The following is a 26,526-nucleotide window of genomic DNA, read 5'->3' on the forward strand; positions in this document are numbered from 1 at the left end:
CGACCGCCCGCCCGGGTGCCCGCTGATCGGCGGCCGCACGTTTCCCCTCGTCCCGTACGGAAACCCCGTCGTATGACACCCGAGCCGAAGGGGGCTTGAGCACATGAACGCGGACGTCACCCAGACGGCCATGGACCTCGCCGCCCGTGACTACCTCGTGGGCCTCGCGCCGCTGATCATCGGCTTGCTGATCGTCTGCGCGCTGATCGCGGCGGTCTGGCTGGGCATCCGGGTGAAGAACCGCGAGCCCGAGCCGCCGGAGCCCGAGGACCAGCCGCACCTGCCCGAGGAGGGGCCGACCGACGAGATCGTCGGCAACCGGGAGCCGGACGAGATGCCCAGGGACGGTGTCCGCCGGCTGCCGCACGACGGGGTCCACGACACCGGCGACCGGGAGGACCATCCCGGCGAGCCGCCGCGCCGCAAGAAGTGGGAGCCAGGACAGAGCGGGTCCTTCGGCAGCGGCGGCCCCGGCTGATCCCGACCGGCTCGGCCGGAACCTCGAAGGGGCGCGCCCCGGATCCACCGCGACGGGAGAGGATCCGGGGCGTGCCCCTTGCCGCTGCCCGTACGGCCGCCGCCGCAGCATGCGCCGGCCTGGCGTCGGGGCCCCTCAGGGGGTGAGCAGCGCCGCGAACGGGCCCGTGATGTCGGTGCGGGTGGGCGGCACCGCCGCGGCGAGGGACTGGAGGAGCAGGCCGTCGAGCACCCGGGAGAGCGCCCTGGCGGTCTGTTCGTCCGTGTGCGCGCTCAGCACCTCGCGCTCGGTCTCGGCGTACAGCAGCGCCGAGTCGCGCAGCTCGGGGCGGCGCATGGCGGCGGTGGACAGTTCGAAGGAGAGCACCAGCTCGGCACGGTTGTCGCGCAGCTGGCTGACGACGAGGTCGGCCAGCGCCTCGACCAGCTCGCCGGGGGAGACCTCGCCCAGGGTCTCGCCCCACTCGTGCAGGGCGCGCGCGTAGCGCGCGCTGAGCCTGCGGATGGCCGCGTCCAGCAGGTCGTCGAGGGTGGCGAAGTAGTAGGTGGTCGAGCCGAGGGGCACGTCCGCCTCGCGGGCGACCGTGCGGTGGCTGAGCCCCGTGATGCCGTTCTCCAGCAGGATCCGCTCGGTGGCGGCCATGATCCGCTCCCGGCGCTCCGGGTCGGCGGGACCCCGCTTGGCTCCCATGGGCGCAGTCCGCCTCCCTCCGATTCCGGCGACGATTTTGTGTACCCTAGTACAGAGTTTATGTACGGCCGTACACAAAAATCGTTTGACAGGAACGGAGACACCCCTCCCATGGCACCCGAGGCGAGTGTGAAGGCCGGACCGCGCGAATGGGCGGGGCTGGTCGTCCTCACGCTGCCCGTGCTGCTCATCGCCATCGACCTGACCGTCCTCGGCTTCGCCGTACCCGCGCTCAGCGAGGACCTCGCCCCCTCCAGTACCCAGCTGCTGTGGCTCGTGGACATCTACTCCTTCGTCCTCGCCGGGCTGCTGGTGACCATGGGCACGCTCGGGGACCGCATCGGCAGGCGCAAGCTGCTGATGGCGGGCTGCGCCGGATTCGGCGTGGCCTCCGCGCTCGCCGCCTACGCACCCAGCGCCGCGGCCCTGATCGGTGCGCGCGTCCTGCTCGGCGTCGCCGGCGCCACGCTCATGCCCTCCACGCTCTCGCTGCTGCGCAGCATGTTCCGCGACCAGCGGCAGCGCCTCGTCGCCGTCGCCGCCTGGGGCTCCGCGTTCAGCGCCGGATCAGCGCTCGGGCCCGTCGTCGGCGGCGTCCTGCTGGAGCACTTCTGGTGGGGCTCGGTCTTCCTGATCAACCTGCCGCTGGTCGTGCTCGCCCTCATCGGGCTGCCGCTGCTGGTCTCCGAGACCAAGGACCCCGCTCCGGGCCGCTTCGACCTGCCCAGCGCGGCGCTCACCCTGCTGACGGTGCTGCCCGTCGTCTACGCCATCAAGACCTTCGCGCACGGCGACGAGCTGAAGGCCCTGCCCTTCCTGGTGGTCGGACTGGCCTTCGGCGCCGTGTTCGTACGCCGCCAGCGGACCCTGGCCGACCCGCTGATCGACCTCTCGCTCTTCCGCATCCGCCACTTCTCCGCCGCCATCGTCACCAACATGCTCGTCATCTTCGTGATGGCCGGATCCCTCTTCTTCATTCCCCAGTTCCTCCAGCTCTCCGAAGGGCTCTCGCCCCTGCGCGGCGGACTGATGCTGCTGCCGGGCGCCGTCTTGTCGGTGGCCTCCGGATTCTTCGCGGCGGCCGCGGCGCGGCGCACCGGGCTGCGGCAGCTGATCAGTGCGGGGCTGGCGACGGCCGCGCTCGGATTCGCCGCCATGACCGCCGTGCCGCTGGGACACGGGGTCGCCGTGGTCGTCCTCGCCTTCTGCCTGGTGAGCCTGGGCGTGGGAACGGTCATGACGCTGACCAACGACATGGTCCTCTCCACCGTCCCGCCCGAACGGGCCGGCGCCGCCTCCGCCGTCTCCGAGACGGGCATCGAGCTGGGCGGCGCGCTGGGTATCGCCGTGCTGGGCAGCGTGCTCACCTCGGCGTACCGCATGGGCCTCGACCCGGTGGACGGGGTGCCCTCGCGCGTGCTGGAGGGCGCGCGCGAGACGCTCGGCAACGCGCTGGCGGCCGCCGCACGGCTGGGCGGTGAGCCCGGCAGGGTGCTGGCGGCGGAAGCCAAGGACGCCTTCGCCGCGGGCATCCGCTTCACCGGCATGGCCGGCGCCGCCCTGCTGGTGGTGGCCGCCGCGCTGGCCTGGGTGCTGCTGCGTCCGCGGCCCGAAGACGGCGGCCGCCACGGCGAGGCCGGCGCCACCCACGAGCAGCCGGATGCCGCGCACGGACAGCCGCACGGGCAGCCGGACACCAGGCACGCCCCCCGGGCGTGACGCCCGCCCCGCCTCCACCGGGGTGTACCGGGGAGGGGCCAGGGCCGTGTCAGGCGCGCCGGCTCTCCAGCGCTGGGCCCCCGGGGAGGTCCCCGGGGGCCCAGCCGCATTCACCTGCCGGTGGCGCTCACGCGGCGCCGCCGCTCACGCCGCTCCGCTCCGCAGCTCGGGCAGCGTGCTCGCGGTCAGCGGCCGGGGCCCGGCGTCGGGGTCGACGAGGAGCACGTCGCAGGCGGCGGCGTGGGTGAGCGCCGCGGTGAAGCTGCCGTCCGCGAACTGGGCGAGCGCGCCGCGCGGCGAGCGGCCGACCGTGACGGCGCGGGCCCCGACCTCGGCGGCGTGCCGGGCCAGCACGCGCCCCGCGGCGGCGTGGTCGCCGACGCTGTCGAGTACCTGTCCCGTCCCGGGGACGCCGCCCGCCGCGAGCCGGTCCAGGTGGGTCTGCACGGCGGCGCGGGCCCGGTCGGCGTCCTCCGTCTCGACGGCCTGTTCCTCGACGACGGCTGACTGCCTCACGTGGACCACCTCCAGGGGGCTCCCGGAGTGCTCCGCGTACCGGGCGGCGGTGTCCACGATCGCGGCGGCCCGCGCGTGGGCGCCGACGGCCACGATGACCGGGGGCGCGCCGTCTTCGGCCGCCGCGTCACCGACGGGCAGCAGGGCGGGGGTGACGGGCTCGTCCGCCTCGGGGCTCGCCTCGGCCTGGCGCAGCAGCCGGTGGCCGCTGGCCAGGACCGGGATGGCGAGCAGGAAGGTGGCGGCGCCCAGGTAGAAGGGGACGCTCAGGTCGGTCGCGTCGGCGAGCTTGCCGGCCACATAGGGGGCCAGGCCGCCGCCGATGAAGCGCAGGAAGCCGTAGGACGAGGAGGCGACGGGGCGCTCGACCGGGGCGACGAGCATGACGGCCTGGGTGGTGAGCGTGTTGTTGATGCCGATGAAGGCGCCGCTGACGATGACCGCCACGATCACCGTCGTCGGTGTGGTGACCCCCGCCGCGATGACGGCCATCACGATGCCGAGGCCGAGCAGGTTGGCGTAGAGCACCGGCGCCGTGCCCCAGCGAGCCTGCAGGCGCGGGGCGAAGAAGACGCTGAACGCGGCCACCAGCAGCCCCCAGCCGGTGAAGACGAGCCCGAGTTCGTGGGCGCTCAGCTCCATGGGGTAGGGCGCGTAGCCGAGCATGGTGAAGAAGCCCCAGTTGTAGAGCAGGGCCATGATGCCCATGGTCAGCAGGCCGCGGTGGCGCAGCGCCTTGAGCGGGGCGAGCGCGGAGGTGGGGCGTGCCGGTTTGGGGAGGTTGGGTACGAAGGCGATCGTGGCCACCAGCGCGATGGCCATGAGGACGGCGACGCCGAAGAAGGGGCCGCGCCAGCTGATGGCCCCCAGTTCGCCGCCGAGCAGGGGGCCGACGGCGATGCCGAGCCCCAGCGCCGTCTCGTACAGGATGATCGCGCCGCCGAAGCCGCCGCTGGCCGAGGCGACGATCACGGCGAGCGAGGTGGCGATGAACAGGGCGTTGCCCAGCCCCCAGCCGGCCCGGAAGCCGACGATGCCGTTGATGGACCCCGAGGCGCCGGCCAGCGCCGCGAAGACGACGATGACCGACAGGCCTATGACGAGGGTGCGTTTGGCGCCGAAGCGGCTGGAGAACCAGCCGACGATCAGCATGGCGACCGCGGTGACGATCAGGTAGCTGCTGAAGAGCAGGGAGACCTGGCTGGGGGTGGCGTCGAGGCTGTCGGCCAGTGCGGGCAGGATCGGGTCGACCAGTCCGATGCCCATGAACGAGATCACGCAGGCGAACGCGACGGCCCACACGGCTTTGGGCTGCTTGAAGGGGCTGGCGGCCTTTCCTTGCGGTGCACTCATGTGTGCTTCTCTTCCGGGACGTTGGCGGATGCGGGGACGGGGAACGGAGGGGCGAGGGGAGGACGGGGCGCGGGGTCAGGGACCGGGCCTGCGGTCCTGGATCGCGCGGGCGAGCGCGGGCAGCGCGAGGCGCACCGCGCGCTGTTCGGGCTCGCTCAGCTCACCGAGGAGCTCTTCGAGTGCCTGGGCGCGCTCGGCGCGGCGCCGGTGGAAGAGTGCGAGGCCCGCGTCGGTGACCTCCACGAGCACGCCGCGCCCGTCGCTGGTGTCCGCGGTGCGCCGGATGAGCCCGGCGCGCTCCATCCGGGTCATGAGCTGGGTCATGTTCGGCTGCGAGACGCCTTCGGCCCTGGCCAGTTCGGTCAGCCGCTGCGGGCCTTCGCGGCCGAGGCGGGCCAGCGCCTGGCCGGCCGCGGTGCTCAGGTCGCCCGCGGTGGCGCTGCGGCGTACGTAGCGGACCATCTGCTCGACGGCGACGATCAGCTTGTCCGGCTCCTCGGGGGAAGCCGACGAGTCCATAACCCGCTTATGCATGCACACATCATGCACTTCTGTGTACCGTGAAACAAGTTGTCCGCGGAGGAGGCCCGCGGGGCCGCCGGAGGTGTGCGCCGGGCGCCGGTCCTGCCCGGTCCGGCTATCAGGGCCGGCCGAAAAGCACCCGTCCCGGCGACAGCCGACTGCGTCGAACGGCCCAAGCCGCCCGCGTGCCGCGCCCGCGCGCCCCGTCCCACGGGCCGCGCCGACGCACGATCGTGCCATGACTCAGGCCGTACGAAAGAGACGGGCGGCGGCTCCACTGGCCGCGCTGCTGTGCGCCGCGGTGCTCGCCGGTGGCGCGCCCCGCGCCACGGGGGCCGCCCAGGCGAAGGGCCCCTCCGAGGCCGCGCAGCCCCTGCCCGACCGGATCGCCGCTCTCTACCGCGAGGCCACCGCCGCCTCCGCGCGGTTCGAGGCCGCCCAGCGCAAGGCGTCCGCACAGCGGGTGGCCGCCCGGCACGCCGCACGCGCCGTCCACCGTGGCGAGCGGCGACTGCGGACCCTGCACGGGCAGCTCGGCGCCGTGGCACGCCTGCAGTACCAGCAGGGCGGCTGGGCCCCCAGCACCCGCCTGCTGACGACCTCTTCACCCGAGGCCCTGCTCGGCAAGCTGCGCTCACAGCGCCAGGGCGACCACGCTTTTCGGCGGCTGCTGCACACCACCAGGGACGCTCAGCGCCGGCTCGTGCGCGACCGGGCGCACGAACGCTCCCTGCTGGGCAGGCTGAAGGCGGACGCCGCGCGGCAGCAGCGCGCCGCGCGCACCGTCGAGCGGCGGCTCGCGCAGGCCAGGGTGCGGCTGCGGCGGGAGCGCGCGGACCGGGCGGCACGCGCCGCCGGTCCTGTGACGCGCGCGGCGCTCCAGGCGGTGCCCGCCGGCTCGTCCGGAGGCTGCGCCTACAGTGCCCCGCCGGCCAAGCGGGGGCACAGCGGCGCGAAGTGGGTGAAGCCCGTGAAGAGCTACACGCTCTCCGCGGGGTTCGCCTCCGCGGGCAAGCGCTGGGCGCACAGCCACACGGGGCAGGACTTCGCCGTGGGCGTCGGCACCCCCGTGCGGGCGGTCGGCGCGGGCACCGTCGTCAAGACGGAGTGCGGCGGCCCGTTCGGCAACCACATCGTCATCCGGCACGCGAACGGCTACTACACCCAGTACGCGCACCTCTCCCGCATCCAGACCAAGAAGGGCGCCCACGTGCGCGCGGGGGAGCGGATCGGGCTGTCGGGCAACACGGGCAACTCGACGGGCCCGCACCTGCACTTCGAGGTCAGGGTCACGCCGGAGGTCGGCTCCGGCGTCGACCCGGTGCCGTGGCTGCGCAACCGGGGTGTGGACGTCTGAGGCGTCCGTTTCCCGCCGAGTGGCGCGGAGGGGCCCGGAGCCGAGGTCCGGGCCCCTCGCCGTGCGCGGTCGGGGGCGCCGTGGCGTGGGCGGGGTTCGCCGCTCTGGACAGCCTCTGACGCCACGTGCTCCCATGTGTACTGCGCGTGTTCCCACACGATCCGACAGCGCTCTACAGAATCGCACGCCAGCAGTGCACTCAAGTGCACTGCGACAACGATGTCAGTGCCTGATGTCCGGCTGATGCCCGGCTCGAAGGCCTGCTCGACTGTCCGCCGGACCCGCACGGAGCACACCACCGCACCCATCCGGAGGTACCCGTGAGACGCGCCCACTCCTGGCCTGCGGCGCTCACCGCCGCCCTCGCCCTTCTCGCCCTGATGGCGGCCGCACTCGGCTCCTCGCCGCCGGCCGCGGCCGCGGCCGACGACCCGCCCGCGGTACACGGCCTCAAGGGCGAGTACTGGACACAGAGCGCCCCCGGCGCCCACGACTTCGGCACCCTCCAGGCCACCGCCTTCGACCCCGCACTCGACTTCGACGACCTGGAGCCGCGGCTGAGCGAGCGGGCGGGCCGCAGCGACCACGCCAGCGTCCGCTGGACCGGCCGGCTCACCCCGGACAGGACGGGCGCGCACACCTTCCACGTCACCGGCGACAACGGGTTCCGCGTGTGGGTCGGCGACCAGCTCGTCATCGACCACTGGGTCGCCGACTGGGACAAGGAGATCACCTCCGAGCCCGTCGCACTGACCGCGGGGCGGGCCTACGACCTCAAGGTCGAGTACTTCGAGGAGGACGGCGGCTCCAACCTCCACGTGCGCTGGACCCCACCCGGCGGTGAGAAGGCGGCCCTACCGCGCTCCGCCCTCACCCTCCCCGACGGCTTCGACTACGACGGCCCCGCCGAGGCGCACGTCCTCGCCTCGGGGCGCACCCTCCAACTCCGCTTCCCGCAGCGCCTCGCCGCACCCCCCGCCGCTCTGCGCGACCACCTCGAAGCCGTCATCGGCGGCGCCGAGTGGCCGCTGGGACAGGCCAGGCTCGACGCCGACGATCCGTACGGGCTCCTCGTGCCGCTCACCGAACCCGTCGTCGGTCAGGGCGGAACCGCCGAGCTGCGCTACGACGGCGAGGGCGGTCTGGCCGGCGCGGACGGTGAGGCGGTCGGTGGATTCCGGGCGAGCGGCGACAACCGCTCCGAGCACCAGCTGTCCACCCGCTGGGCCGAGGACGTCGGTCCCGGCAACGCGCTGCCCGAGTACCCCAGGCCCCAGCTGAAGCGCGATCAGTGGCGCAACCTCAACGGCACCTGGCGGTTCGCGGCAGCCGAGAAGGGCCAGGCGCCGCCGGTCGGGCGCGACAAGCGGCTGGACGAGAAGATCCTGGTGCCCTACCCCGTCGAATCCCGGCTCTCCGGCGTCGAACGGCACGAGGAACGCATGTGGTACAAGCGGACGTTCATCGTGCCCAAGGGCTGGAAGGTCGGCGAAGGCCCCCGGGGCAAGCGGCTGCACCTCACCTTCGACGCCGTCGACTGGCAGGCCACCGTCTACGTCAACGGCGAGCGCGTCGCCACGCACAAGGGCGGCTACGACCGCTTCACCGCCGATGTGACCGACGCGCTCAAGCCCGGCGGACGCCAGGAACTCGTCGTCGGCGTCTACGACCCCACCGACGACGCCGAGGGCCCCAACCCGCCCGTCGGCAAGCAGCGGCTGAGCCCCGAGGGCATCTGGTACACGCCCTCTTCCGGCATCTGGCAGACCGTGTGGATGGAACCGGTCGCCGCCGACCACACGACCGACGTGCACACCGCCCCCGACCTGTCCGGCGAGCAGGTCTCGGTCACCGCGCGCGGCGTGCGCGACGGCGTGCCCGTCACCGCCGTCGTCCGCGACGGGAAGAAGGAGGTCGGCCGGGCCACCGGCAGCGGCGCCGAGCCCTTCGAGGTGCCCGTGCCCGAGCCGCGTCCGTGGTCACCCGACGACCCGCACCTCTACAGCCTCACGGTGCGGGTGGGCCAGGGGACTTCCGCCGACACCGTGGAGAGCTACTTCGGCATGCGCGAGATCTCCGTCGAGAAGGTCGACGGCGAGCGGCGCATGGTCCTCAACGGCGAGCCCGTCTTCTCCATGGCCACACTCGACCAGGGCTTCTGGCCCGAGAGCCTGCACACGGCGCCCACCGACGAGGCACTCGCGTTCGACCTGCGGCAGCACAAGAAGATGGGCTTCAACTCCGTACGCAAGCACATCAAGGTCGAGCCCGACCGCTGGTTCTACCACGCCGACCGGCTCGGCCTGCTGGTGTGGCAGGACATGCCCTCCATGCGCTCGGACCGGACCCCCGACAGCGCGGCCCGCGCCCAGTACGAGCACGAGATGCGGGAGATGATCCGGCAGCACGACAGCCACCCTTCCGTGATCATGTGGGTCACCTTCAACGAGGGCTGGGGCCAGTACGACCAGGCCCGCATCGCCGACTACGCCAAGGGGCTCGACCCGACGCGGCTGGTGAACAACATGAGCGGGCACAACTGCTGCGGAGCGGTCGACGGCGGCAACGGCGACATCTCCGACGCGCACGGCTATCCCGGCGCACAGCTGCCCGAACCCGACGGGCGGCGGGCGCTGGTGAGCGGCGAGTACGGCGGCCTGGGGCTCGCCGTGCCGGGCCACGCCTGGCCCGTGCGGCACACCTACGTGGGGGTGGAGAAGGACGCGTACACCGACGAGTACCTGGCCAAGCTGGCCGAGATCGAGCAGTTCGCCGCCTGCGAGGGCAGCAGCGGTGCCGTCTACACCCAGATCACCGACCTGGAGGGAGAGTTGAACGGCCTGCTCACCTACGACCGCCGGGTCGTCAAGCCGGACGTGGACCGACTGAGGGCGGCCCACGAGAAACTGATCGAGGGCGCCGCCGAGTCCTCCCTCACCTGCGAGCGGTAACCGCCGGGCCCGGGGCCGGTTGCCGCCCGCTGCCTTCCCCGTCGCGCGCGGCGGGGAAGGCAGCGATCCGGACGGCTGGTCGAGCCTCGCGGCCCGGTCAGACCTTGCGGTGCATGCCGATGGACCGCGGCGCCGTCTCGACGAATCCGAAGCGGCTGTAGAGGTGGTGCGCGTCGCCGTCGGCGATGAGGGAGACGTAGGCGCCCGCCGGGGCGCGCCGCTCCAGTGCACCGGTCAGCTCCGCCATGATCCGCTTGCCGAGCCCCTGGCCCTGGTGCGCGGGCAGGACGCACACGTCCGCGATCTGGAAGCAGGAGCCGCCGTCGCCGATCACCCGGCCCATGCCGACGATGTGCCGGGCGGTCTCCTCGCCGCAGCCGGGCACCGCCTCGACCACCACGCCGTACCAGGTGCCCGGCAGGCCGCGTGCCACGGCCTCGGCGGACCTCGGCCCCATCCCGCACGCGTGGCGGAGCGCGCGGAAGGTCTCGACGTCGGGGACACCGGCTCCGACCTCATAGGTGTAATGGTCCGTGCTGGTTGCCATGGCTTACACGCTAGCAGGTTACGGGCGGCCGCCCACCCGTCGCCGGGCGCCCGGCCCTCCACGGATCCGCAGCGGTCCCGAAGCGCCTCCCGCCCGGCTCAGGGCCGTACCGGCCAGGCTTCTACCGCTCCTGCCGGCTCCCGCCGCCCGTGGCCGGTTCACCGCCGCCGCTCGGCCAGTGCGCCGACGGCCGCGACCACGGCGCCCGTGCCGTCCTCCGCGCGCACGCGGGCCGCCACCCGCCGGGCGCGGTGGGCGTGGGACGGGTCGCGGACGGCGGCCACGAGCGCGGCGGCGAGCCGGTCGGCCGTCAGAGCGCGCAGCGGCACCGCGCGCGGTGCCACGCCCAGGGCGACCAGGCGCGACGCCCAGAAACCCGCGTCGAACTGGACGGGCACCGGAACGGCCGGCACCCCCGCGCGCAGCCCCGCGGCGGTCGTCCCCGCGCCGCAGTGGTGCACCACAGCGGCCACGCGGGGAAACAGCAGGGAGTGCGGCACCTCCTCGACGATCAGCACGTCGTCGGCCTCCCGGGCCCGCAGGCCGGCCCAGCCGCGCTGCACCACCCCGCGCAGCCCCGCGGCACGCAGCGCCCGTACCACCGTCGCGCCGGTGCGCTCGGGGTCGGGCACCGTGGCGCTGCCCAGGCCGACGAAGACGGGGGGTGCGCCCGCCGCGAGGAACGTCTCGATCCGGTCGGGCAGCCGCGCCCCGGGCGGGTCGTGGGGCCACCAGTAGCCGCAGACCTCCAGCCCGGGACGCCAGTCGCGCGGCCTGGGCACCACCGCGGGGCTGAACCCGTGCAGCACGGGCCACCGCTGCCGCTCCCGCGCCCGGTGGCGCGCGGCACGCGCCGCACCCGGCGCAGCGGCGGGCAGGTCGCGCAGGGTGGCCCGTACCGTCTCGGCGAAGACCCGGTCCAGCGCGAGGTTCCCCAGGTGCCCGGTCAGCAGGTTGGCCCAGGGACCGTACGAGCGCCCGCCGAGCACCGAGGGGCCGAACTCCCGGGTGGCGTGCAGCGGTTGGAGAAAAGCGCCCAGGCTGGGCACGCCCAGGCCCTCGCCCAGCGCGTGACCGAGCGGTGCCAGCGAACTGGAGCACACCAGCGCGTCGCTCTCGCGGGCGAGCGCGGCCAGGGGCGGCGCCATGTCACCGACCAGCGCCCTGGCCATGGCGAGCAGCCGCAGTATCTTGCCCGCCCCGGTGGAACTCGCGTGCAGGGCCCGGCCGCGCCCGGACTCCAACTCGGCCCGCGGGTCGACGGGCAGCGGACACAGCCCCACCCCGGCCGCCTCGACCAGCGGGCCGAAGGAGGCGTGGGTGGCCACCGTGACCTCGTGCCCGGCCGCGGCCAGGCCGTGCGCGAGGCCCGTGTAGGGAGCGATGTCGCCCCGCGAGCCCGCCGTCATCACCGCAACGCGCATGGCCCCAGTATCCGCGACGGGGGTCAGGTGGGTCGCCGTTCGCGCGTGAGGGGGGCACGCCGCGTTCCGCCGCTCCTGGAGGGTGCCCCGGCCCCCGGCGCCGCTCTCAGCCCTGGGCCATCGTGCGGTTCATCGCGAGGTTGGACACCAGCAGACCCCCGTCGACCGGCAGTGAGACGCCGGTGATCCAGGCCGCGTCCGAGGACGCCAGGAAGGCGACGGCCGCCGCGATGTCGGACGGCTCACCGACGCGGCCGAGGGGATAGTGGGCCGAGACCTCCTCAAGCATCGCGGCCCGCTCCCGCCACACGTCGGTGCGGACGGTGCCGGGCTCGACGAGGTTGACCCGCACGCCCCGCGGGGCCGACTCGACGGCGAGGGTGCGGGTCAGGGAGGCGAGCCCGGCCTTGGCGGCGCTGTAGGCGTGGTCGCCGAAGTGCGCTTCGGCGTTCACGGAACCGACGCTGACGATCGCCCCGCGGCCCGGGGCCGCGGCCAGCAGCGGCAGCGCGGCCCGGGCGCACCGGGCCGCGCCGTGCAGGGTCACCTCGAAGTCCTCGTACCACGCCGCCTCGTCCCACTCCTCGAAGCGGTCCGGGTCGCGGTGGCAGGAATAGGCGTTGTTGACCAGCACGTCCAGCGAGCCGAAGGTCTCGGCGGCGCGGGCGACGGCGGACTCGACGGCGGCCGCGTCGCGCACGTCGCAGCCGTACGCCTCGGCACTTCCGCCGTCGGCGCGGACGGCCGCCGCCACCGCGCGGGCGCGCTCCGCGTCCAGGTCGGTGACCAGGACGCGGGCGCCCTCCGCCGCGAGGCGGCGTGCGACGGCCGCTCCGATGCCCTGCCCTGCCCCGGTCACCAGCGCGGTGTACCCCTCGAATCGTGTCATCCGAGCATGCTAGAAGTGCTCTCCTCCCGAGGGACAGGCTCGATACGGCCCGCGACCCTGTTGTGCTGCTCCTCCCACTGCGCCAGCGCCAGCGCGCAGGCGTGGTCGACGTGCCGCAGTTTCTCCAGCCGCAACTCCACGCGGCGGTCGGCGGGCAGCGCCTCCAACTGGTCCTGGAGCTTGGGGAGTCGCAGGAAGGTGGCGTTGCCCAGCACCGTGACCCGCAGCGGCCGCCCCTCGCCCGGGTCCTCGGTCTCCACGTGGACGTGCGAGGTCTCCCACGCCGTCTTGACCACCGCCAGCAGCAGCCCCAGCAGCACGCCCTTGAACATGTCGGTCAGGACGATCGCCAGCGCCGTGACGGCCAGTACCACGGCCTCGGCCCGGTGCTCGCGCCACATCGGCCCCAGGTCTTTCAGGGGGATCAGCTTCCAGCCCGCGTGCAGCAGCACCCCGGCCAGCGAGCAGAGCGGGATCATGCCGAGCGCGGCGGGGAAGGCCGCGGCGAACAGCAGCAGCCAGACGCCGTGCAGCACACGCGAGGCCTTCGTCCGCGCTCCGGCCGACACGTTCGCCGAGCTGCGGACGATGACCGCGGTCATCGGCAGCGCCCCGAGCACACCGCACACGGTGTTGCCGGCGCCCTGGGCCATCAGCTCCTTGTCGTAGCGGGTGCGCGGGCCGTCGTGCAGCCGGTCGACGGCCGCGGCGCTGAACAGCGACTCGGCGGAGGCGATCAGGGTGAAGGCCAGGACGGTGCTGAGCATGCCGACGGAGGCCAGGGAGGAGAAGTCGGCGAGTCCGGGCGGCTGCAGGGAGTCGAAAAGGCCCTGGACGTCCACCCGCGCCACCGGCAGGTCGCATCCGACGGTCACGCCCGTGGCGAGCAGGACGGCGGCCAGCGGCGCGGGCAGCACCCGCGCGGCGGCCCGCCACCTGGGCCACAGCAGCAGCACCGCCACGGTGGCCGCGCCGAGGCCGACGGCGATCAGGGCCTCGTTGTCGGCTGCCGTGTCCACCAGCAGCGCGCCCAGTCCGAGCAGCTTGTCGGGGCCGCCGGCCGGCGCCTTCGCGTCGGCCAGCGCGTAGAGCTGTCCCGCGATCAGCACCAGCCCGATCCCGGCGAGCATGCCCTGGACGACGGAGACGGAGATGGCGCGGAACCAGCGGCCCAGCCGCAGCGCGCCCATCAGCAGTTGCAGCAGCCCGGCGGCGAGCACCAGCACTCCCAGGCCGCTGAGCCCATAGGTGCGTACGGCCTCGAAGACGAGCACCGTCAGCCCCGCGGCGGGGCCGCTGACCTGGAGGCTGCTGCCGGGCAGCAGCCCGGTGACCAGCCCGCCCACGATGCCGGTGACCAGCCCGAGTTCGGCCGGGACACCGGAGGCGACGGCGATGCCCACGCACAGCGGCAGAGCGACGAGGAAGACGACGAGTGAGGCGGTGAAGTCGGCGCGCAGGCTGCCGCGGCTGCGCAGGGGGTTGAGCCGGGCGGCCAGTCGGGAGCCGCGGGTGGTGTGGTTCGGGTGCGTCATGGCGGAACCCCTCAGAGCGCAAGGAACGCGTCGGTGCGCGTGTCCAGTTCGTGCACCTGGCCGGTGTGGAGCGTGTAGATCCAACTGAGAACCCCGAGCTGTCCGGCCGCCTCCCGTTCGGCCACGCACGGGCAGGTGCGCAGCCGCGACTGGAACAGCTGCCCTGGCAGTGCTTCGGTGAAGACGGCGGGCTGGACCCGCGAGTCGGAGCAGGTGAGGAAGAGGGCTTCGGGGGACTGGCCGTCCGCCGGCCGCGCGTAGCGCTCGGCTTCGTCGGCGCGGTCACGGACGCGTGCGGGGAAGGTACGGGTGGAAGGGGGCAGAGAGCGCATGCGTTTACCTTGCGTTCCGGTGAGGCTGCGGTGAGTGAGTCGGGGTCGGCAGCCCGCAGCGGGCCCCACGCCGCGCCGCCGGACGTCGCCGGCCGGAGGAGGGGGGGCACGCGTGCACGGGGGCCGTGGCCGTGCTCAGTGCCGGAACACCTGGTGCAGGACGGGGACCTCGACGGATCTGCTCCACGGAACGCCCGCGCTCCCGGTCTCGGGGAGCGCGCTGGTGTGCGTGGCGGCCAGGGAGTGGGCCGCGCGGCAGCCCGCGAACAGCGGGCGTTCACCGGGGGGCGGTGGCGAGGTGGGGGTGCGTGCGGTGCGGCGCGCCTGGCAGCCGGTGTTCTCGTGCTCGACCTCGCCGGGCGCCGAGAGCGCGGAGGACTGGGCGGCGGTGGGCGCGCGTTCGGCCGTCGCCGACGGGAGGGCGCTCGCGCCCTGGGCTGCCAGCAGTACGGCGAGGAGCAGCGCGAAGGCGTGGATCCACGCCCGTGCGGTGGTCACGCAGCGACGCATGGCCCCCCCTCCCGGTTCGCCGGTCACCTCGTCGGGTCCCCATCGTCGCCCACGCGGTGTGACGAACCACCGCGCTTTCGGTGAACAACCGGTGAACACGCCCTGGGGGAGCGGGGTCTTTCGCTCGTCCCCCCTTCTTTTCGGCCGCAACGGCCGGAAGTGACCGAAGCGCGGGCGGGTACAAACGGTCGGTACCCGCACTACTGTGTCCGCGACCGGTGCGGTTCAGCCCTTGAAGGCGCCCTGCAGCAGGCCCGCGACGAAGCTCCGCTGGAAGAGCACGTACACGATCGTGATGGGCAGCATCACCAGGATCGTGCCCGCCGCCAGCATCGGTACGTCCGTGTTGTTCTGCCCCACGAAGAAGCCGAGCCCCGCCGGTGCCGTGCGCTTGGTCGCGTCCTGGATGAGCACCAGCACCAGCAGGAACTGGTTCCACGACCACATGAACACCAGCACCCCCAGCGTCGTCAGGGCGGGACGCGCCAGCGGCAGCAGCACGCGGAAGAGCACCGTCCACGAAGAGGCCCCGTCGATCCGTGCCGCCTCCACCAGCTCCGGGGGAGTGGTGCGAAAGTGCGTCCGCATCCAGAAGACGCTGAACGGCAAAAACAGCGCGATCTCCACCAGGATGACCCCCAGGTAGGAGTCGGTCAGCCCGATGCTGCGCAGGTCGAAGTAGAGCGGGACGACGATGAGTTCCACCGGGATGGTCAGCCCGGCCACGAACAGCGCGGCCACCCCGTCGCCGCCGGGCAGCCGCATCGTCCCCAGCGCGTACCCGGCGAGCCCGGCCAGCACCAGCGAGGCGGGCACCACGCCGACGGCGATGAGCGCGCTGGAACGCATCAGCGAGGAGAAGCCCGCCACCGTCCAGGCCTGCCGGTAGTTGTCCAGGCTCCAGTGCTGCGGCCACTCCATGCCCACGACCGGCTCACCCGAGGGCTGCATGGACGCCAGGAAGACGCTGAGGAACGGGACGACGACAGCGACCGCGCCCGCCGTCAGCAGCACGTACCCGGACCAGCGCTCCGTCCGGTACGCGCCGGCCGCCTGGTTCACGCCCGCGCCCCCACGCCTCACGTCCGCTCCGTCCGCGACAGACGGTTGATGACGTAGACCAACCCGAGGATCAGCAGGCTCAGCACCACTCCCAGCGCCGAGGCCAGCCCCACCTTCCCGTCGGTGAACGCCAGCTTGTAGACCAGCAGCCCCGGCACGGTCGTCTCCTCGCCGGGACCGCCGCCGGTGGTGACGTAGACGATGTCGAAACTGGCCAGCGCCGCGACCGTGGTCACCGTCAGCGCCACGGCCAGCTCGCCGCGCAACTGCGGCAGCGTCACCGAGACGAACTCCCGCACCGGGCCCGCGCCGTCCAGCCGCGCCGCCTCGTACAGCTGCGGGTCGATCTTGTGCACGCCCGCGAGGAACAGCATCATGCACAGCCCGCTGAGCACCCAGGTGCCCACCAGTCCCACTGCGACCAGCGCCCAGTCGAAGTCGCCCAGCCACGGCCGCGCCCAGCCGCCCAGCCCGATCCCGCCCAGCGTTTCGTTGATCAGCCCGTCCTCGCCGTACAGCCACCGCCAGGTCACCCCCACCGCGACCAGCGGCACCACCTGCGGCAGCATGAACAGCAGCCGGTAGACGCCCAGGCCCCGGCGCCGGGATCCCGCACCCCCGAGCGAGGCCCGGGGGAGGGAGAGCAGCCCCGTCATCACCAGGCCCGCCAGGATCGGCAGGAGAGCGAAGAAGACGACGAGTACCAACGCGTTGAACACCGCGCCGCGCAGCGCCGGATCGGTGAACACCTCCCGGTAGTTGCGCAGCCCCGCCCACTCACCCAGCGTCACTCCGTCCCACTCGAACAGGGACAGGTAGGCGGTGTGCAGCGCGGGCAGCACCGCGAACGCCAGGTAGACGGCGGCAGCGGGCAGCACGTAGAGGTAGCCACGCCAGGCGCGGCCCGCGCGGCGCCCGCCGCGGCCGCGCCGTGCCCGCTGGCCCGCGGCCGCGGTCATCGTCCGCTCCCGTACTGCTCGTCCCACACGTCCTGGAGCGAGGCCAGGTAGGCCTCCGGCGTCGTACGGCCCGCGAGGAGCTTCTGCACGCCGGCCCGCAGCGGGTCGAGCATGCCCGGCGCGGTGAAGTCGGGGAAGTGGTTCATACCGTCGTCGTCGGTGACCCGCCGGTGGGCCCGCGCCACGTCGCCCAGCACGCCCTTCGGCGTGGGTACGGCCTCCTCGTCGACCGCCAGGAAGCCGTTCGCGGCGACGATCTTCTGTGCCTCCTTCGACGCGAGGAAGTCCAGGAAGGCGCCGGCGGCGCGCGGATGCCGGGTACGGGAGGAGATCGCGTAGGAGACGCTGAAACCCGAGGAGACGGCACGCGCACCCTCGTGCGCGGCGGGCATCAGGAAGAAGCCCGCCTTCTTCCCCATGGCCTCCGACAGCTGCCCCGCCGCCCAGTTGCCGTTGATGAGGAAGACGCCGCGGCCGCGCACGAAGGCGCCGGTCGAGTCGTTCTGCGTGGTCCCGCCCGCGGCCTCGTCGACATAGCCCTTACGGCTCCACTCCACCAGCTTGGCGGTGGCCGCCAGCGCCTCCTCGGTCTCGATGGTGGCGCCCTCGGCACCCTTGACCCAGGCGCGGTACTTCTCAGGCTCCATCGCGTTGTTGAGCAGCGCCGCCCACAGGTGCAGCCCGCCCGAGTCGAGCGCGCCGACACTCAGCGGAGTCATCCCGGCCTTCTTGACGGCGGCGAGCTGCCGGTCGAACTCGGCCAGGGTGCGCGGCGGGCGGGTGATCCCCGCCTTCCGCGCCAGCTCCTTGTTGTAGTAGATCCCCGTCATCGACAGCCCGGCAGGTACCCCGTACAGGTGATCCCCCTCGGCGGCGCGCTCACCGGAACCGGTGAGCTGGTCCAAAGCGGCCGCCGGGAACTTCTTCCGCCAGCCGTAGGCGTCCCGGTACGGACCCAGATCCAGGATGTCGCCGCGCGCGGCGATGTCGTCCATGCCGACGGCGAACTGCGCGAGATCCGGCGCCGTGTCCGAGGCCATGGTGAGCTTGATGCTCTTCACGTAGTCGGCGAACTGCGTGTACCGCGGCTCGATGGTGAGGTGCGGATGCCTCTTGTGGAACGCCGCCGCCAGCGCGTCCACCAGCGCGGGAGCGTCCGCGAAGGTGAGGGAGAGGGTGATGTCCTCCTGGGGGACGGCCGTCTGCGACGGCACCGTCCTGGGCCGGTCCGGATCGGCCGCGGTACCCGGGGTCAGCGCGCCACAGGCCGTGACCAGCACGGCGAGCAGCGCGAGGAACACGGGTGCACGTGTCCGCGCGGCGATGCCGTGCCCGTCCATACGCGCCCCCCGTCCATGCGTCCGCGGCTGCGAGCGGGTCAGGACCGTACCAGCGGCGCCCCGCACCGGCCAGACCGCCGGGTGCCGTGCGGAATCCGGTGCCACTATGGAGACAGGCCCCCCGAATGTGGAGGAAAAATGTTCGAACCGGACGACATCCGGGAGTGGCGCGGGCACGACGTGGTCGACGAGAGCGGCAGTCGGATCGGCTCGCTGGAGTCGGTGTACGTGGACACCGGCACCGACCAGCCCTCCTTCGCCACCGTGACCGTGGGCATGCCCACCCGCCACCGCCTGGTCTTCGTTCCGCTGGCCGGAGCCGCCGTCGGTCCCGGGTGCCTCAAGGTGAAGTACCCCAAGAGCCAGGTGAAGGACGCCCCGTCCCTCGGAACCGACGACGTGCTCGCCGCCGAGGACGAGCCGTCCGTCTTCGCGCACTACGAACTGGAGTACGTCCCCGGCGCGGGCGGCGAACGCCGCCTGGCGCGCCGCTGAGCAGGGGAGGGTGAGATGGCGCTGTTCCTGTTCCTGGTCCTCGTGGCGATCGCGCTGGGCATCCTCGGCGCGGTCCTCAAGGGCCTCTTCTATCTGCTGATCATCGGTATCGTCGTCGCCCTGATCGCCTTCCTGTGGGCGGCCTACCGCATCACCACCCGTACCGGCAGACGCCGCGTGCGGTGACCCGCCGGGGCCCTGCGAGGCCCACGGCGGGGGCCGCGCACCGAGCGGGCCGCGCCCCCGCCGGGCGCCCCCTGCGCACGCCCCTGAGTGCGCCTGCGCTCCTGGGCGGCGCCCCGCGTCGAAGGGGCAGGCTCCGCCCGCTCGCCCCCGGAGAGCCTTGGGCGCTCCCGGGGCGAGCGGCCCGCTGCCGAGGGCGCGCGCCGCGAGGGGCGCCCGCAGCCGCAAGGCCCCTGGGTCCACTCGTCTGGACGACCCGCCCGTGAACCGCGACCCGCTGTCGAGCAGAACCTTCTGACGTCGGGCGACGAACCGGCGGCCGACATGGTCAGCCTGCAGCCGAATGGCGGAACGTGCCACCGGCTCTCGCTGGGACGCCGGCGAGGGCCGGCCCCCTTTGTGCCGAGACCGGCCGCCGGTGTGGACCGTCCCTACGCATCCTCGGGCTGGTGCCGTCGCGGTTCACCCACCCCGCCGACCGAGGGCCGGCTGGTTGGCGCTCAGTAGGGCGGGGCCGGCCAGGCGGAGCCCCTGGCGGGCGAAGGTGCGGGCGACCGCCTCGTCGGCGTAGGCGAGGAGAACGGTGCGCACCCCGCGGTCCCGAGCGTGGGCGGGCCAGGCCTGTCGTGACGGCAGCACCCGGACCCGGCGAGCGGGGTTCCGCCCGAGTGGGGGCGGCGACCAGCGTCTCGTGGCCGCCACCCACGAAAACAGTGCGAGCGCGCGAACTCCCCACGGCGGGCAGCCATCTGGCGGCAGCGGCACCGGCACGCCAGGGTGTATCCCGACGGAACTCGACGTGATCGGAGCACTTGTGAACGACAGTCACCGGACGGACCGCAGCGGACGCGACCTCGGCCTGGGCGTGCCGCACTCCGCCCGCATGTACGACTACTACCTGGGCGGCAAGACCAACTACGAGAAGGACAGGGCGGGTGCGGAGGAGGCGCTGAAGGCCTGGCCCGCGGCCCGCAGCGCCGCCCGCGCCAACCGCGACTTCATGCATCGCGCCACCAGGGCCCTCGCCCGGCAGGGCTTCCGCCAGTTCCTCGACATCGGCACCGGCATTCCCACCAGCCCCAACCTCCATGAAGTGGCCCAGGCCGCCTGCCCCGAGGCCCGTGTCGTCTACGCGGACAACGACCCCATCGTCCTCACCCACGCCCGTGCGCTCCTCGACAGCGCTCCGGAGGGCCGTACGGAGTACGTGGAAGGGGACATCACCGCGCCCGAGTCGATCCTCGGTGACGGTGCGCTGACCCGGACGCTCGACCTCGCACAGCCGGTCGTGCTGTCCATCAACGCCGTGCTGCACTTCGTGCCCGACGACCGCGATCCGTACGGCATCGTCGCGCGGCTCCTCGCCGCGTTGCCGCCCGGCTCGGCGCTGTGCCTGACCCATGTCACCGCCGACATCGACCCCGGGGGCGTCGGGCGGCTGGTGGACATCTACAACGCCAAGGGCGTCCCGACCCAGGCCCGTACCCGTGCGGACGTCGAGAAGTTCTTCACCGGCCTCGACCTGCTCGAACCCGGTGTCCACCTCGCGCACAAGTGGCGCCCGGAGAACGCCGCGGTGCCCGCCCAGGCCGGTACCGGCGGTACCGCGGGGGTCACCCGATTCGACGCGGTGACCGACGGTCAGGTGAGCCTTTGGGCGGGCGTCGGCATCAAGCCCGCGTAGACCGGCCCCCGCACCGGCGGAAGGCGTGTGGGCGTGTGGGCGCGTGGAACGAGCGCCGGCCGCACGAGAGCCGTGCCGGCACGGAGCGCCCCCTACCAACGACCCACCGGCGCAAAGCACCGCTTGCCCACGCCCCGCTTGCGCACGCCCCGGCGGCACGAGGCGTCCGGCGTGATGAAGATGTAAGGACAACAGCTCTTTACGTCATGCGGGCCTCGTGTCAGCCTTCAACCTTCCGGCACGATCTCTGTCGCAAGGAGGGGTCCGGATGGGAGCCATCGCGCGGCGAACCGCGCTGCGAGCCGCGGTCCTTGGAGCGGGTTCCGCGGCGCTCGCAGGCTGCGGGAGCGCGCTCGATCCACGCGGCGACGCGGGCGGAGACGTGGCGCTGACCGTCGCCACCAACGCCGTCTCCGGCGGCAAGAACGCCGACGAGGCGGACTGGATCGAGAAGTGGGTCATTCCCCGCTTCGTGGCGCGCCAGAAGGCCAAGGGCGCGGACGTCCGCGTCGCGTTCCTGCCCAGCGGCGTCGACGACGAGCAGTACAAGACCAAGCTCGCCCTCGATCTCAAGGCCCAGGCGGGCCCCGACATCATGGGGCTCGACGGCATCTGGGTGGGGGAGTTCGCGCAGGCCCGGTACATCGCACCGCTGCGTGAGGTGGCCGGTGACGGCATGGCCGACTGGGAGGGCTGGCGGCAGATCAGCCCGAAGGTGCGCTCGCTGGCCCGCTTCGAGGACCGGCTGTACGGCATACCCGCGGGCACGGACGCCCGGGTCCTCTACTTCCACAAGCCCCTGTTCCGCAAGGCCGGGCTGCCCACCGACTGGCGGCCGGCGAGCTGGTGGGACGTCCTCGACGCGGCTCGCGAGCTCAAGCGGCTGGAGGGCGTCACCCCGCTCCAGATCAACGCGGGTACCGCCATGGGCGAGGCGACCACCATGCAGGGGGTGCTGCCGCTGCTGGCGGGCGCGGGCGGCTGGGTGTCCAAGGGGGACAGGTGGTACGGCGACACCCCGCAACTCCGCGCGGTGCTGGGCTTCTACCGCGACGTGTACGGGAGCGGGCTGGGCGATCCGCGGCTCCAGCAGGAGGCCAAGGGGCGCGACAAGTCCTTCGAGCGGTTCGCCGAGGGCAAGCTCGGCATCCTCGCCGAGGGGGACTACTTCTGGCGGGACGTGCTCGCTCCCGAGACGGGAACCGCCGCCATGAAACGCCGGGACAACGATGTCGGATACGCCCTGTTCCCGGCCCGCGCGCCCGGCGAAGGCCTCGGCGGCCGTGACCACGTCAGCCTCTCCGGCGGCGCCGTCCACGTCCTCAACCCGCACACCCGCCACCCCCGGGCCGCCTTCGCACTGCTGACCGCGCTGCACTCCGCGGCGGCGCTCAGGGCCAGGCTCGGCGACAGCGCCATGATCACCGAGCGCGACGACGTCAACGACGTGGTCCTCGACCAGGACCCCATGCTCCGCTTCTGCGCCGAGGCGGCGCTCCCCGTCACCGCCTACAGGCCCCCGCTCGCCGCCTACACCGCGGTCTCCCTCGCGCTCCAGGAGGCCACGGCGCAGGTCGTCGCGGGCAAGAGCCCGGGCCAGGCCGCGCGGGCCTACCGCAAGGAGCTTTCGGAGGTGCTCGGTGGCAGCGACCACGTCATCGGCTGAGACCGCCACCCGGACGGGTGAACAGAGCCCGGACGGGCACGGCGGCGAACCCGAGCGGGACGCGGCCGGGCTGGGCCGCCGCAGGGCCGCCGCCTTCGTCGCCCCGGCGCTCGTCCTGATCGCGCTCTTCCTCGTGCTGCCCGCGGTCTGGACGCTGTACCTGGGCGCCACCGACTACCGGCTCACCGGCATCCCCGCCATCGACCCCGCCTTCGTCGGCCTGGACAACGTCACCAAGGCGCTCGGCGACGACGACTTCCTGCACTCCCTGTGGCTGACCCTGCTGTTCGTCCTCGGCTCCGCCGTCATCGGCCAGGCCGGACTCGGCTTCGCCCTCGCCTGGTGGATGCGGGAGCGCACGGGCTGGCTCAAGACCACCCTCGAAGCACTCGTCATGCTGGCGTGGATCCTGCCCAGTTCGGTCGTCGCGTTCTTGTGGATCGCCTTCCTCGACCGCGACGGCGGCACCCTCAACACGCTGCTCCACACCCCGGGCGCCGCCTGGCTGCTGGACCATCCGATGCTGTCGATCATCGTCTACAACATCTGGCGCGGCAGCGCCTTCTCGATGATGCTCTACAGCGCCGCGCTCGGAAACGTGCCCGCCTCCCACCTGGAGACCGCGCGACTCGCCGGGGCGAGCGGGTGGCAGCAGTTGCGCGACGTGGTCTTCCCCCGCATCCGCGGTCACGTCCTGACGAACCTGCTGCTGATCAGCCTGTGGACGTTCAACGACTTCACCCCGTTCCTGATCACCGCCGGCGGACCCAACGGGGCGACCGAGACCCTGCCCGTGCACATCTACAAGACCGCGCTCGGCAGCGGCGAGCTCGGTTACGGCGCGGCCCTCTCCTTCCTGATGCTGCTGATCAACCTCGTCGTCGCCGTCGTCTACCTGCGCCTGCTCGGGCAGAAGAACAAGGCGCGCCGGAGCGGGAAGCGCAAAACCGCGGCGCGCGGCAGCGGGGGACCCACGGACCAGGACGCCGCCCCCGCCGCCCCGCACGCCGAAGCGCCGGCCGCGAAGGAGGAGACCGCATGAGTGCTGCGACCCCACGGCGCCCTGCGGACGGCCGCGACCCGGTCCGCGCGCTGCTGCGCGGCGTCGGCGCCTATCTGCTCGTCGCCCTGGTGCTGGCCTTCTTCGCGCTGCCGATGCTCTGGCTGGCCAGCGCGCCCTTCGACAGGCGTCCCGGCATCACCGCCTCGCTGCCCGACTTCACCCTCGCCAACTTCGCGCGGCTGTGGGACAACCCCAACGCCGTCAACTCGCTGGCCAGCTCGCTCGTCCTGGCCGTCGGCAGCGCCGTGCTCGTCGTCGCGCTCTCCGCGCTGGCCGCGTACGCGCTCAGCCGGGTCCACATCCGCGGCCGCGACGGACTGCTGTACGCGCTGCTGCTGCTCTCCTCGATCGTGACCGGCACCGCCGCGATGGTGCCGATCTTCCTGCTGGCGGCCGAACTCGACCTGGTCGACAGCTACCTGGGTGTCATCCTCGTGCTGACCGGTGGGCTGCTGCCCGCGGCGATCTTCATTCTCAAGGACTTCATGGACACCACGCCGCGCTCCTACGAGGAGTCGGCGCGGGTCTTCGGCGCCTCACCGCTGCGCGTCCTGCGGGACGTGGTCGTCCCCGTCGTACGGCCGGGCCTGGCGACGGTGGGGGTGTGGACGGTCGCCCAGGTGTGGGGCAACTTCCTGATTCCGTTCCTGCTGCTGCGATCGCCCGACAAGTCGCCCGCCGCGGTCGTCATGTACACCTTCTACACCGAGGGCGGCCAGCCCGACCTGGCACTCATCTCCACCTTCTCGCTCCTGTACTCCCTGCCGGTCGTGCTGATGTTCCTGTTCGTCAGCCGCCGCTACGGATTCCGTCTCCACGGAGGGATCAAGGCCTGATGGCAGACATCACCCTGAACCGGCTCGCCAAGGTCTACCCCGGGGGCGTGCGGGCGCTCAGCGATCTCGACCTGACCGTGCGGGACGGCGAGTTCTTCGCGCTGCTCGGCCCCTCCGGATGCGGCAAGTCGACACTGCTGCGCACCCTCGCGGGCCTTGAGGAGGCCACCGGGGGCAGTGTGCACATCGCCGGGCAGGACGTGACGGCGCTGCCGCCGGGGGACCGGGACATCGCCATGGTCTTCCAGGACTACGCCCTCTTCCCGCACATGACGGTCCACGAGAACATCGCCTACCCACTCAAGATCAAGAAGGTGGGGAAGGGCGAGCGCGCGGCCAAGGCCCGCGAGACCGCCGAGGAGCTGGGCCTGGGCCACCTGGGGGAGCGCAGGCCGGGGCAGCTCTCCGGAGGCCAGCAGCAGCGCGCCGCGCTGGCCCGCGCCATGGCCTGCCACCCGCGGGTCTTCCTCTTCGACGAGCCGCTGTCCAACCTGGACGCCCGGATGCGTCTGGAGGCGCGCACCTTCTTGAAGAAGCTCCAGCGCGAGCTGGGCGTCACCACCGTCTTCGTCACCCACGACCAGGCCGAGGCGCTGGCCATGGCCGACCGTGTCGCCGTCATGGAGAGCGGCGCACTGCGCCAGGTCGGCACGCCCACCGAGGTGTTCCGCCGCCCGGCCAGCACGTTCGTCGCCTCGTTCATCGGATCGACACCGATGAACCTGCTCGACGGTGAACTGGTGGCGGGCGGCGGCGCCGTGCGCGTCTCCGGACGCGAACTGCCGGTGCCCGACGGCGCGCGGGCGCACCTCAAGGAGGGCGACGAGGTCGTCTACGGGGTCCGCCCCGAGTACCTGCGGTGGTCCGAGCGCGCCGTCGACGCCGCGCTGAGCGGCACCGTATCCGTCGTGGAGAACCTGGGCAGCGCGCACCTGGTCACCCTGGAGTGCGACGGCGGGCTCGGCGTGCAGGTCGTCGTCCCCGAAGAACACGAGCCGGCCGTCGGCGCACGCGGCTGGGCCGTACCCCGCGAGGACCGCGCGCTGCTCTACCGCGACGGCGAACTCGTCGGCGCCACCCCCGCCGAGGTGCCCGCTTGAGCGCCCCGGTCCAAGTGCACCGCGGCACCTGGACGATGGAGGCGCGCGCCGAGAACGTCCTGCGCACACTGCCCGTCGAGGTCGGTACCGACGCCGGCGCCCTCACCGTCACCCTGGACCACCCGCGCCGTGCCGGTGTGCTCGACCTCGGACTGCTCGGCCCCGGGGGCGACTTCCGCGGCTGGTCCGGCGGCGCGCGGGACACCTTCACCGTCACCGAGACCTGGGCCACCCCCGGCTACCTGCCAGGACCCCTGACGGCCGGCACCTGGCAGGTGCTGCTGCGGCTGCACCGGGTGCCGCCCGAGGGGCTGCCGTACGAGGTGCGGGCGCGGACCGGATCGCGCGCCCCCGCAGCACCCGTGACCGCGGTGCCGCCTCCCCTCGCCGCGGGGGAGCGCAGGCCCCGGCGGAGCGTACCGGACCTGGACGGCGCCACCTGGCGCGCGGGCGACCTGCACGCCCACACCGTGCACAGCGACGGCGCCCTCACCCTCGACGAACTGGCCAGGTCCGCGGCCGCCGAGGGACTGGACTTCCTGGCCGTCACCGACCACAACACCGTCAGCCACCACCCCTGGCTGGAGGCGGCGGGCTCCCGGCACGGCGTCACCCTGCTGCCAGGGCAGGAGGTCACCACGGATCTCGGCCACGCCAACGTGTTCGGCGACACCGGCTGGATCGACTTCCGCGCCCCCGCCCACGCGTGGCTCGCGCAGGCGGAGGCGGGCGGCGGCGTGCTGTCCGTCAACCACCCGCTCGCCGACGACTGCGCGTGGGAACTCCCCTTCGTGCGGCGGCCCCGCCACGCCGAGGTGTGGCACCACACCTGGAGCGACCGGCGGCACGGCGCCCCGCTCGCCTGGGCGCGGGCCTGGCGCGACGACGTGATCCCGCTGGGCGGCAGCGACTTCCACGACCCCGCCCACGGTCGCCCCCTCGGGGCCCCCACCACCTGGGTGCTGTGCGAGGACGGCACGGCGGGCGGGGTGCTCGGCGGCCTCGCCGCAGGACGCACCGCCGTGTCCGCCGCGCCCGACGCGCCCGTCCTGCTGCGGTACGGCGACCGACTCCTGGCGCTGGACGCCGACGGCACCGTGCTCGTCCGCCCCGACGGGCGGCGCCTCGTCGTGCGGGGCGCCGCCGTGTGGCTGCCCGCGGCCGAGGAGGGCCTCCACCGGCTGGAGACGCACGTCTGCGAGGTGATCGCCCTGTGCACGTGAGCCCGGTGCCCGTGCGCCCGGCCCCGCCCCGCCGCGTTTCCGGTGGGCCGTCGTCCCCGCCCGCCAGCCGCGCCCCGGCCCCGAAAGGCACC

General features: G+C 73.3%; 25 protein-coding genes. 12 read left to right on the forward strand and 13 right to left on the reverse strand.

The genetic code is table 11. The features are described from left to right. Window positions 1-103 precede the first annotated feature (103 nt). Window positions 104-478, forward strand: coding sequence for a DUF6479 family protein (locus tag DTL70_RS03880; RefSeq protein ID WP_114020405.1), 375 nt, complete (start codon window positions 104-106; stop codon window positions 476-478). Between the two features lie 135 nt (window positions 479-613). On the opposite strand, the gene DTL70_RS03885 is transcribed toward DTL70_RS03880, so the two are convergent. Next, the gene (locus tag DTL70_RS03885) at window positions 614-1,168 is read right to left on the reverse strand and encodes a TetR/AcrR family transcriptional regulator (RefSeq protein ID WP_114020406.1); all 555 of its coding nucleotides are present in this window, start codon (window positions 1,166-1,168) and stop codon (window positions 614-616) included. Between the two features lie 111 nt (window positions 1,169-1,279). Here DTL70_RS03885 and DTL70_RS03890 point away from each other — a divergent pair, with 111 nt between their 5' ends. Beyond that, window positions 1,280-2,887, forward strand: a complete 1,608-nt coding sequence (locus DTL70_RS03890; RefSeq protein WP_114020407.1) for an MFS transporter — start codon at window positions 1,280-1,282, stop codon at window positions 2,885-2,887. 144 nt (window positions 2,888-3,031) lie between these two features. On the opposite strand, the gene DTL70_RS03895 is transcribed toward DTL70_RS03890, so the two are convergent. Further along, window positions 3,032-4,756, reverse strand: coding sequence for an MFS transporter (locus DTL70_RS03895; RefSeq protein ID WP_114020408.1), 1,725 nt, complete (start codon window positions 4,754-4,756; stop codon window positions 3,032-3,034). A 75-nt stretch (window positions 4,757-4,831) separates the two neighbouring features. Continuing rightward, on the reverse strand, window positions 4,832-5,290 hold the full coding sequence (locus DTL70_RS03900; protein ID WP_114020409.1) for a MarR family winged helix-turn-helix transcriptional regulator: 459 nt from the start codon (window positions 5,288-5,290) through the stop codon (window positions 4,832-4,834). A gap of 226 nt (window positions 5,291-5,516) precedes the next feature. Here DTL70_RS03900 and DTL70_RS03905 point away from each other — a divergent pair, with 226 nt between their 5' ends. Together DTL70_RS03905 and DTL70_RS03910 are read left to right on the forward strand one after the other, a co-directional pair. Then, complete coding sequence (locus DTL70_RS03905) at window positions 5,517-6,635, forward strand: M23 family metallopeptidase (protein ID WP_245978977.1); 1,119 nt, start codon at window positions 5,517-5,519, stop codon at window positions 6,633-6,635. A gap of 380 nt (window positions 6,636-7,015) precedes the next feature. Continuing rightward, on the forward strand, window positions 7,016-9,586 hold the full coding sequence (locus DTL70_RS03910) for a PA14 domain-containing protein (protein WP_114020672.1): 2,571 nt from the start codon (window positions 7,016-7,018) through the stop codon (window positions 9,584-9,586). A 97-nt stretch (window positions 9,587-9,683) separates the two neighbouring features. Here DTL70_RS03910 and DTL70_RS03915 read toward each other — a convergent pair whose 3' ends face one another. The 9 genes from DTL70_RS03915 to DTL70_RS03955 all read right to left on the reverse strand — a co-directional run bounded on the left by DTL70_RS03915 (window position 9,684) and on the right by DTL70_RS03955 (window position 18,184). Next, window positions 9,684-10,133, reverse strand: coding sequence for a GNAT family N-acetyltransferase (locus DTL70_RS03915; protein ID WP_114020410.1), 450 nt, complete (start codon window positions 10,131-10,133; stop codon window positions 9,684-9,686). A gap of 158 nt (window positions 10,134-10,291) precedes the next feature. Beyond that, on the reverse strand, window positions 10,292-11,557 hold the full coding sequence (locus DTL70_RS03920) for a glycosyltransferase (protein ID WP_245978978.1): 1,266 nt from the start codon (window positions 11,555-11,557) through the stop codon (window positions 10,292-10,294). Between the two features lie 106 nt (window positions 11,558-11,663). Continuing rightward, window positions 11,664-12,446: an SDR family NAD(P)-dependent oxidoreductase gene (locus DTL70_RS03925; RefSeq protein WP_114020411.1), complete on the reverse strand. Its 783-nt coding sequence runs from the start codon at window positions 12,444-12,446 to the stop codon at window positions 11,664-11,666. Continuing rightward, window positions 12,443-13,981 carry a SulP family inorganic anion transporter gene (locus DTL70_RS03930; protein WP_245978980.1) on the reverse strand — a complete coding sequence of 513 codons (1,539 nt, stop codon included), beginning with the start codon at window positions 13,979-13,981 and terminating at the stop codon, window positions 12,443-12,445. Before DTL70_RS03930 ends, DTL70_RS03925 begins: the two co-directional genes overlap by 4 nt. Window positions 13,982-13,992: 11 nt before the next feature. Continuing rightward, window positions 13,993-14,313 carry a carbonic anhydrase gene (locus tag DTL70_RS03935; RefSeq protein WP_114020412.1) on the reverse strand — a complete coding sequence of 107 codons (321 nt, stop codon included), beginning with the start codon at window positions 14,311-14,313 and terminating at the stop codon, window positions 13,993-13,995. Between the two features lie 135 nt (window positions 14,314-14,448). Further along, window positions 14,449-14,823 (reverse strand): hypothetical protein, encoded by a 375-nt coding sequence (locus DTL70_RS03940; RefSeq protein ID WP_147266723.1) that lies wholly within the window; start codon window positions 14,821-14,823, stop codon window positions 14,449-14,451. Between the two features lie 225 nt (window positions 14,824-15,048). Beyond that, on the reverse strand, window positions 15,049-15,906 hold the full coding sequence (locus tag DTL70_RS03945) for a carbohydrate ABC transporter permease (protein ID WP_245978982.1): 858 nt from the start codon (window positions 15,904-15,906) through the stop codon (window positions 15,049-15,051). Then, complete coding sequence (locus DTL70_RS03950) at window positions 15,903-16,844, reverse strand: carbohydrate ABC transporter permease (protein WP_114020415.1); 942 nt, start codon at window positions 16,842-16,844, stop codon at window positions 15,903-15,905. The genes DTL70_RS03945 and DTL70_RS03950 overlap by 4 nt, the downstream gene beginning before the upstream one ends. Beyond that, complete coding sequence (locus tag DTL70_RS03955) at window positions 16,841-18,184, reverse strand: ABC transporter substrate-binding protein (RefSeq protein ID WP_114020416.1); 1,344 nt, start codon at window positions 18,182-18,184, stop codon at window positions 16,841-16,843. Before DTL70_RS03955 ends, DTL70_RS03950 begins: the two co-directional genes overlap by 4 nt. 138 nt (window positions 18,185-18,322) lie before the next feature. Here DTL70_RS03955 and DTL70_RS03960 point away from each other — a divergent pair, with 138 nt between their 5' ends. Both DTL70_RS03960 and DTL70_RS33410 read left to right on the forward strand, forming a co-directional pair. After that, window positions 18,323-18,679, forward strand: a complete 357-nt coding sequence (locus DTL70_RS03960) for a PRC-barrel domain-containing protein (protein ID WP_114020417.1) — start codon at window positions 18,323-18,325, stop codon at window positions 18,677-18,679. Between the two features lie 15 nt (window positions 18,680-18,694). Then, window positions 18,695-18,865, forward strand: coding sequence for a hypothetical protein (locus tag DTL70_RS33410; protein WP_181856226.1), 171 nt, complete (start codon window positions 18,695-18,697; stop codon window positions 18,863-18,865). A gap of 459 nt (window positions 18,866-19,324) precedes the next feature. Here the strand turns inward: DTL70_RS33410 and DTL70_RS34735 are convergent, their stop codons facing one another. Continuing rightward, on the reverse strand, window positions 19,325-19,453 hold the full coding sequence (locus tag DTL70_RS34735) for a hypothetical protein (RefSeq protein WP_281278648.1): 129 nt from the start codon (window positions 19,451-19,453) through the stop codon (window positions 19,325-19,327). A 208-nt stretch (window positions 19,454-19,661) separates the two neighbouring features. Between DTL70_RS34735 and DTL70_RS03965 the strand changes: the two genes are divergently transcribed. The 6 genes from DTL70_RS03965 to DTL70_RS03990 all read left to right on the forward strand — a co-directional run bounded on the left by DTL70_RS03965 (window position 19,662) and on the right by DTL70_RS03990 (window position 26,434). Next, complete coding sequence (locus tag DTL70_RS03965; protein WP_425470310.1) at window positions 19,662-20,546, forward strand: SAM-dependent methyltransferase; 885 nt, start codon at window positions 19,662-19,664, stop codon at window positions 20,544-20,546. A 268-nt stretch (window positions 20,547-20,814) separates the two neighbouring features. Then, complete coding sequence (locus DTL70_RS03970) at window positions 20,815-22,212, forward strand: extracellular solute-binding protein (RefSeq protein ID WP_114020418.1); 1,398 nt, start codon at window positions 20,815-20,817, stop codon at window positions 22,210-22,212. Beyond that, window positions 22,187-23,254, forward strand: a complete 1,068-nt coding sequence (locus DTL70_RS03975) for a carbohydrate ABC transporter permease (RefSeq protein WP_114020419.1) — start codon at window positions 22,187-22,189, stop codon at window positions 23,252-23,254. The genes DTL70_RS03970 and DTL70_RS03975 overlap by 26 nt, the downstream gene beginning before the upstream one ends. Beyond that, window positions 23,251-24,111 (forward strand): carbohydrate ABC transporter permease, encoded by an 861-nt coding sequence (locus DTL70_RS03980; protein ID WP_114020420.1) that lies wholly within the window; start codon window positions 23,251-23,253, stop codon window positions 24,109-24,111. Before DTL70_RS03975 ends, DTL70_RS03980 begins: the two co-directional genes overlap by 4 nt. After that, window positions 24,111-25,211, forward strand: coding sequence for an ABC transporter ATP-binding protein (locus DTL70_RS03985; protein ID WP_114020421.1), 1,101 nt, complete (start codon window positions 24,111-24,113; stop codon window positions 25,209-25,211). The genes DTL70_RS03980 and DTL70_RS03985 overlap by 1 nt, the downstream gene beginning before the upstream one ends. Continuing rightward, window positions 25,208-26,434 (forward strand): CehA/McbA family metallohydrolase, encoded by a 1,227-nt coding sequence (locus DTL70_RS03990; protein WP_245978984.1) that lies wholly within the window; start codon window positions 25,208-25,210, stop codon window positions 26,432-26,434. The genes DTL70_RS03985 and DTL70_RS03990 overlap by 4 nt, the downstream gene beginning before the upstream one ends. The last annotated feature ends 92 nt before the right edge of the window (window positions 26,435-26,526 follow it).

This window comes from Streptomyces diacarni, assembly GCF_003323715.1.
Classification (GTDB): Bacteria; Actinomycetota; Actinomycetes; order Streptomycetales; family Streptomycetaceae; genus Streptomyces; species Streptomyces diacarni.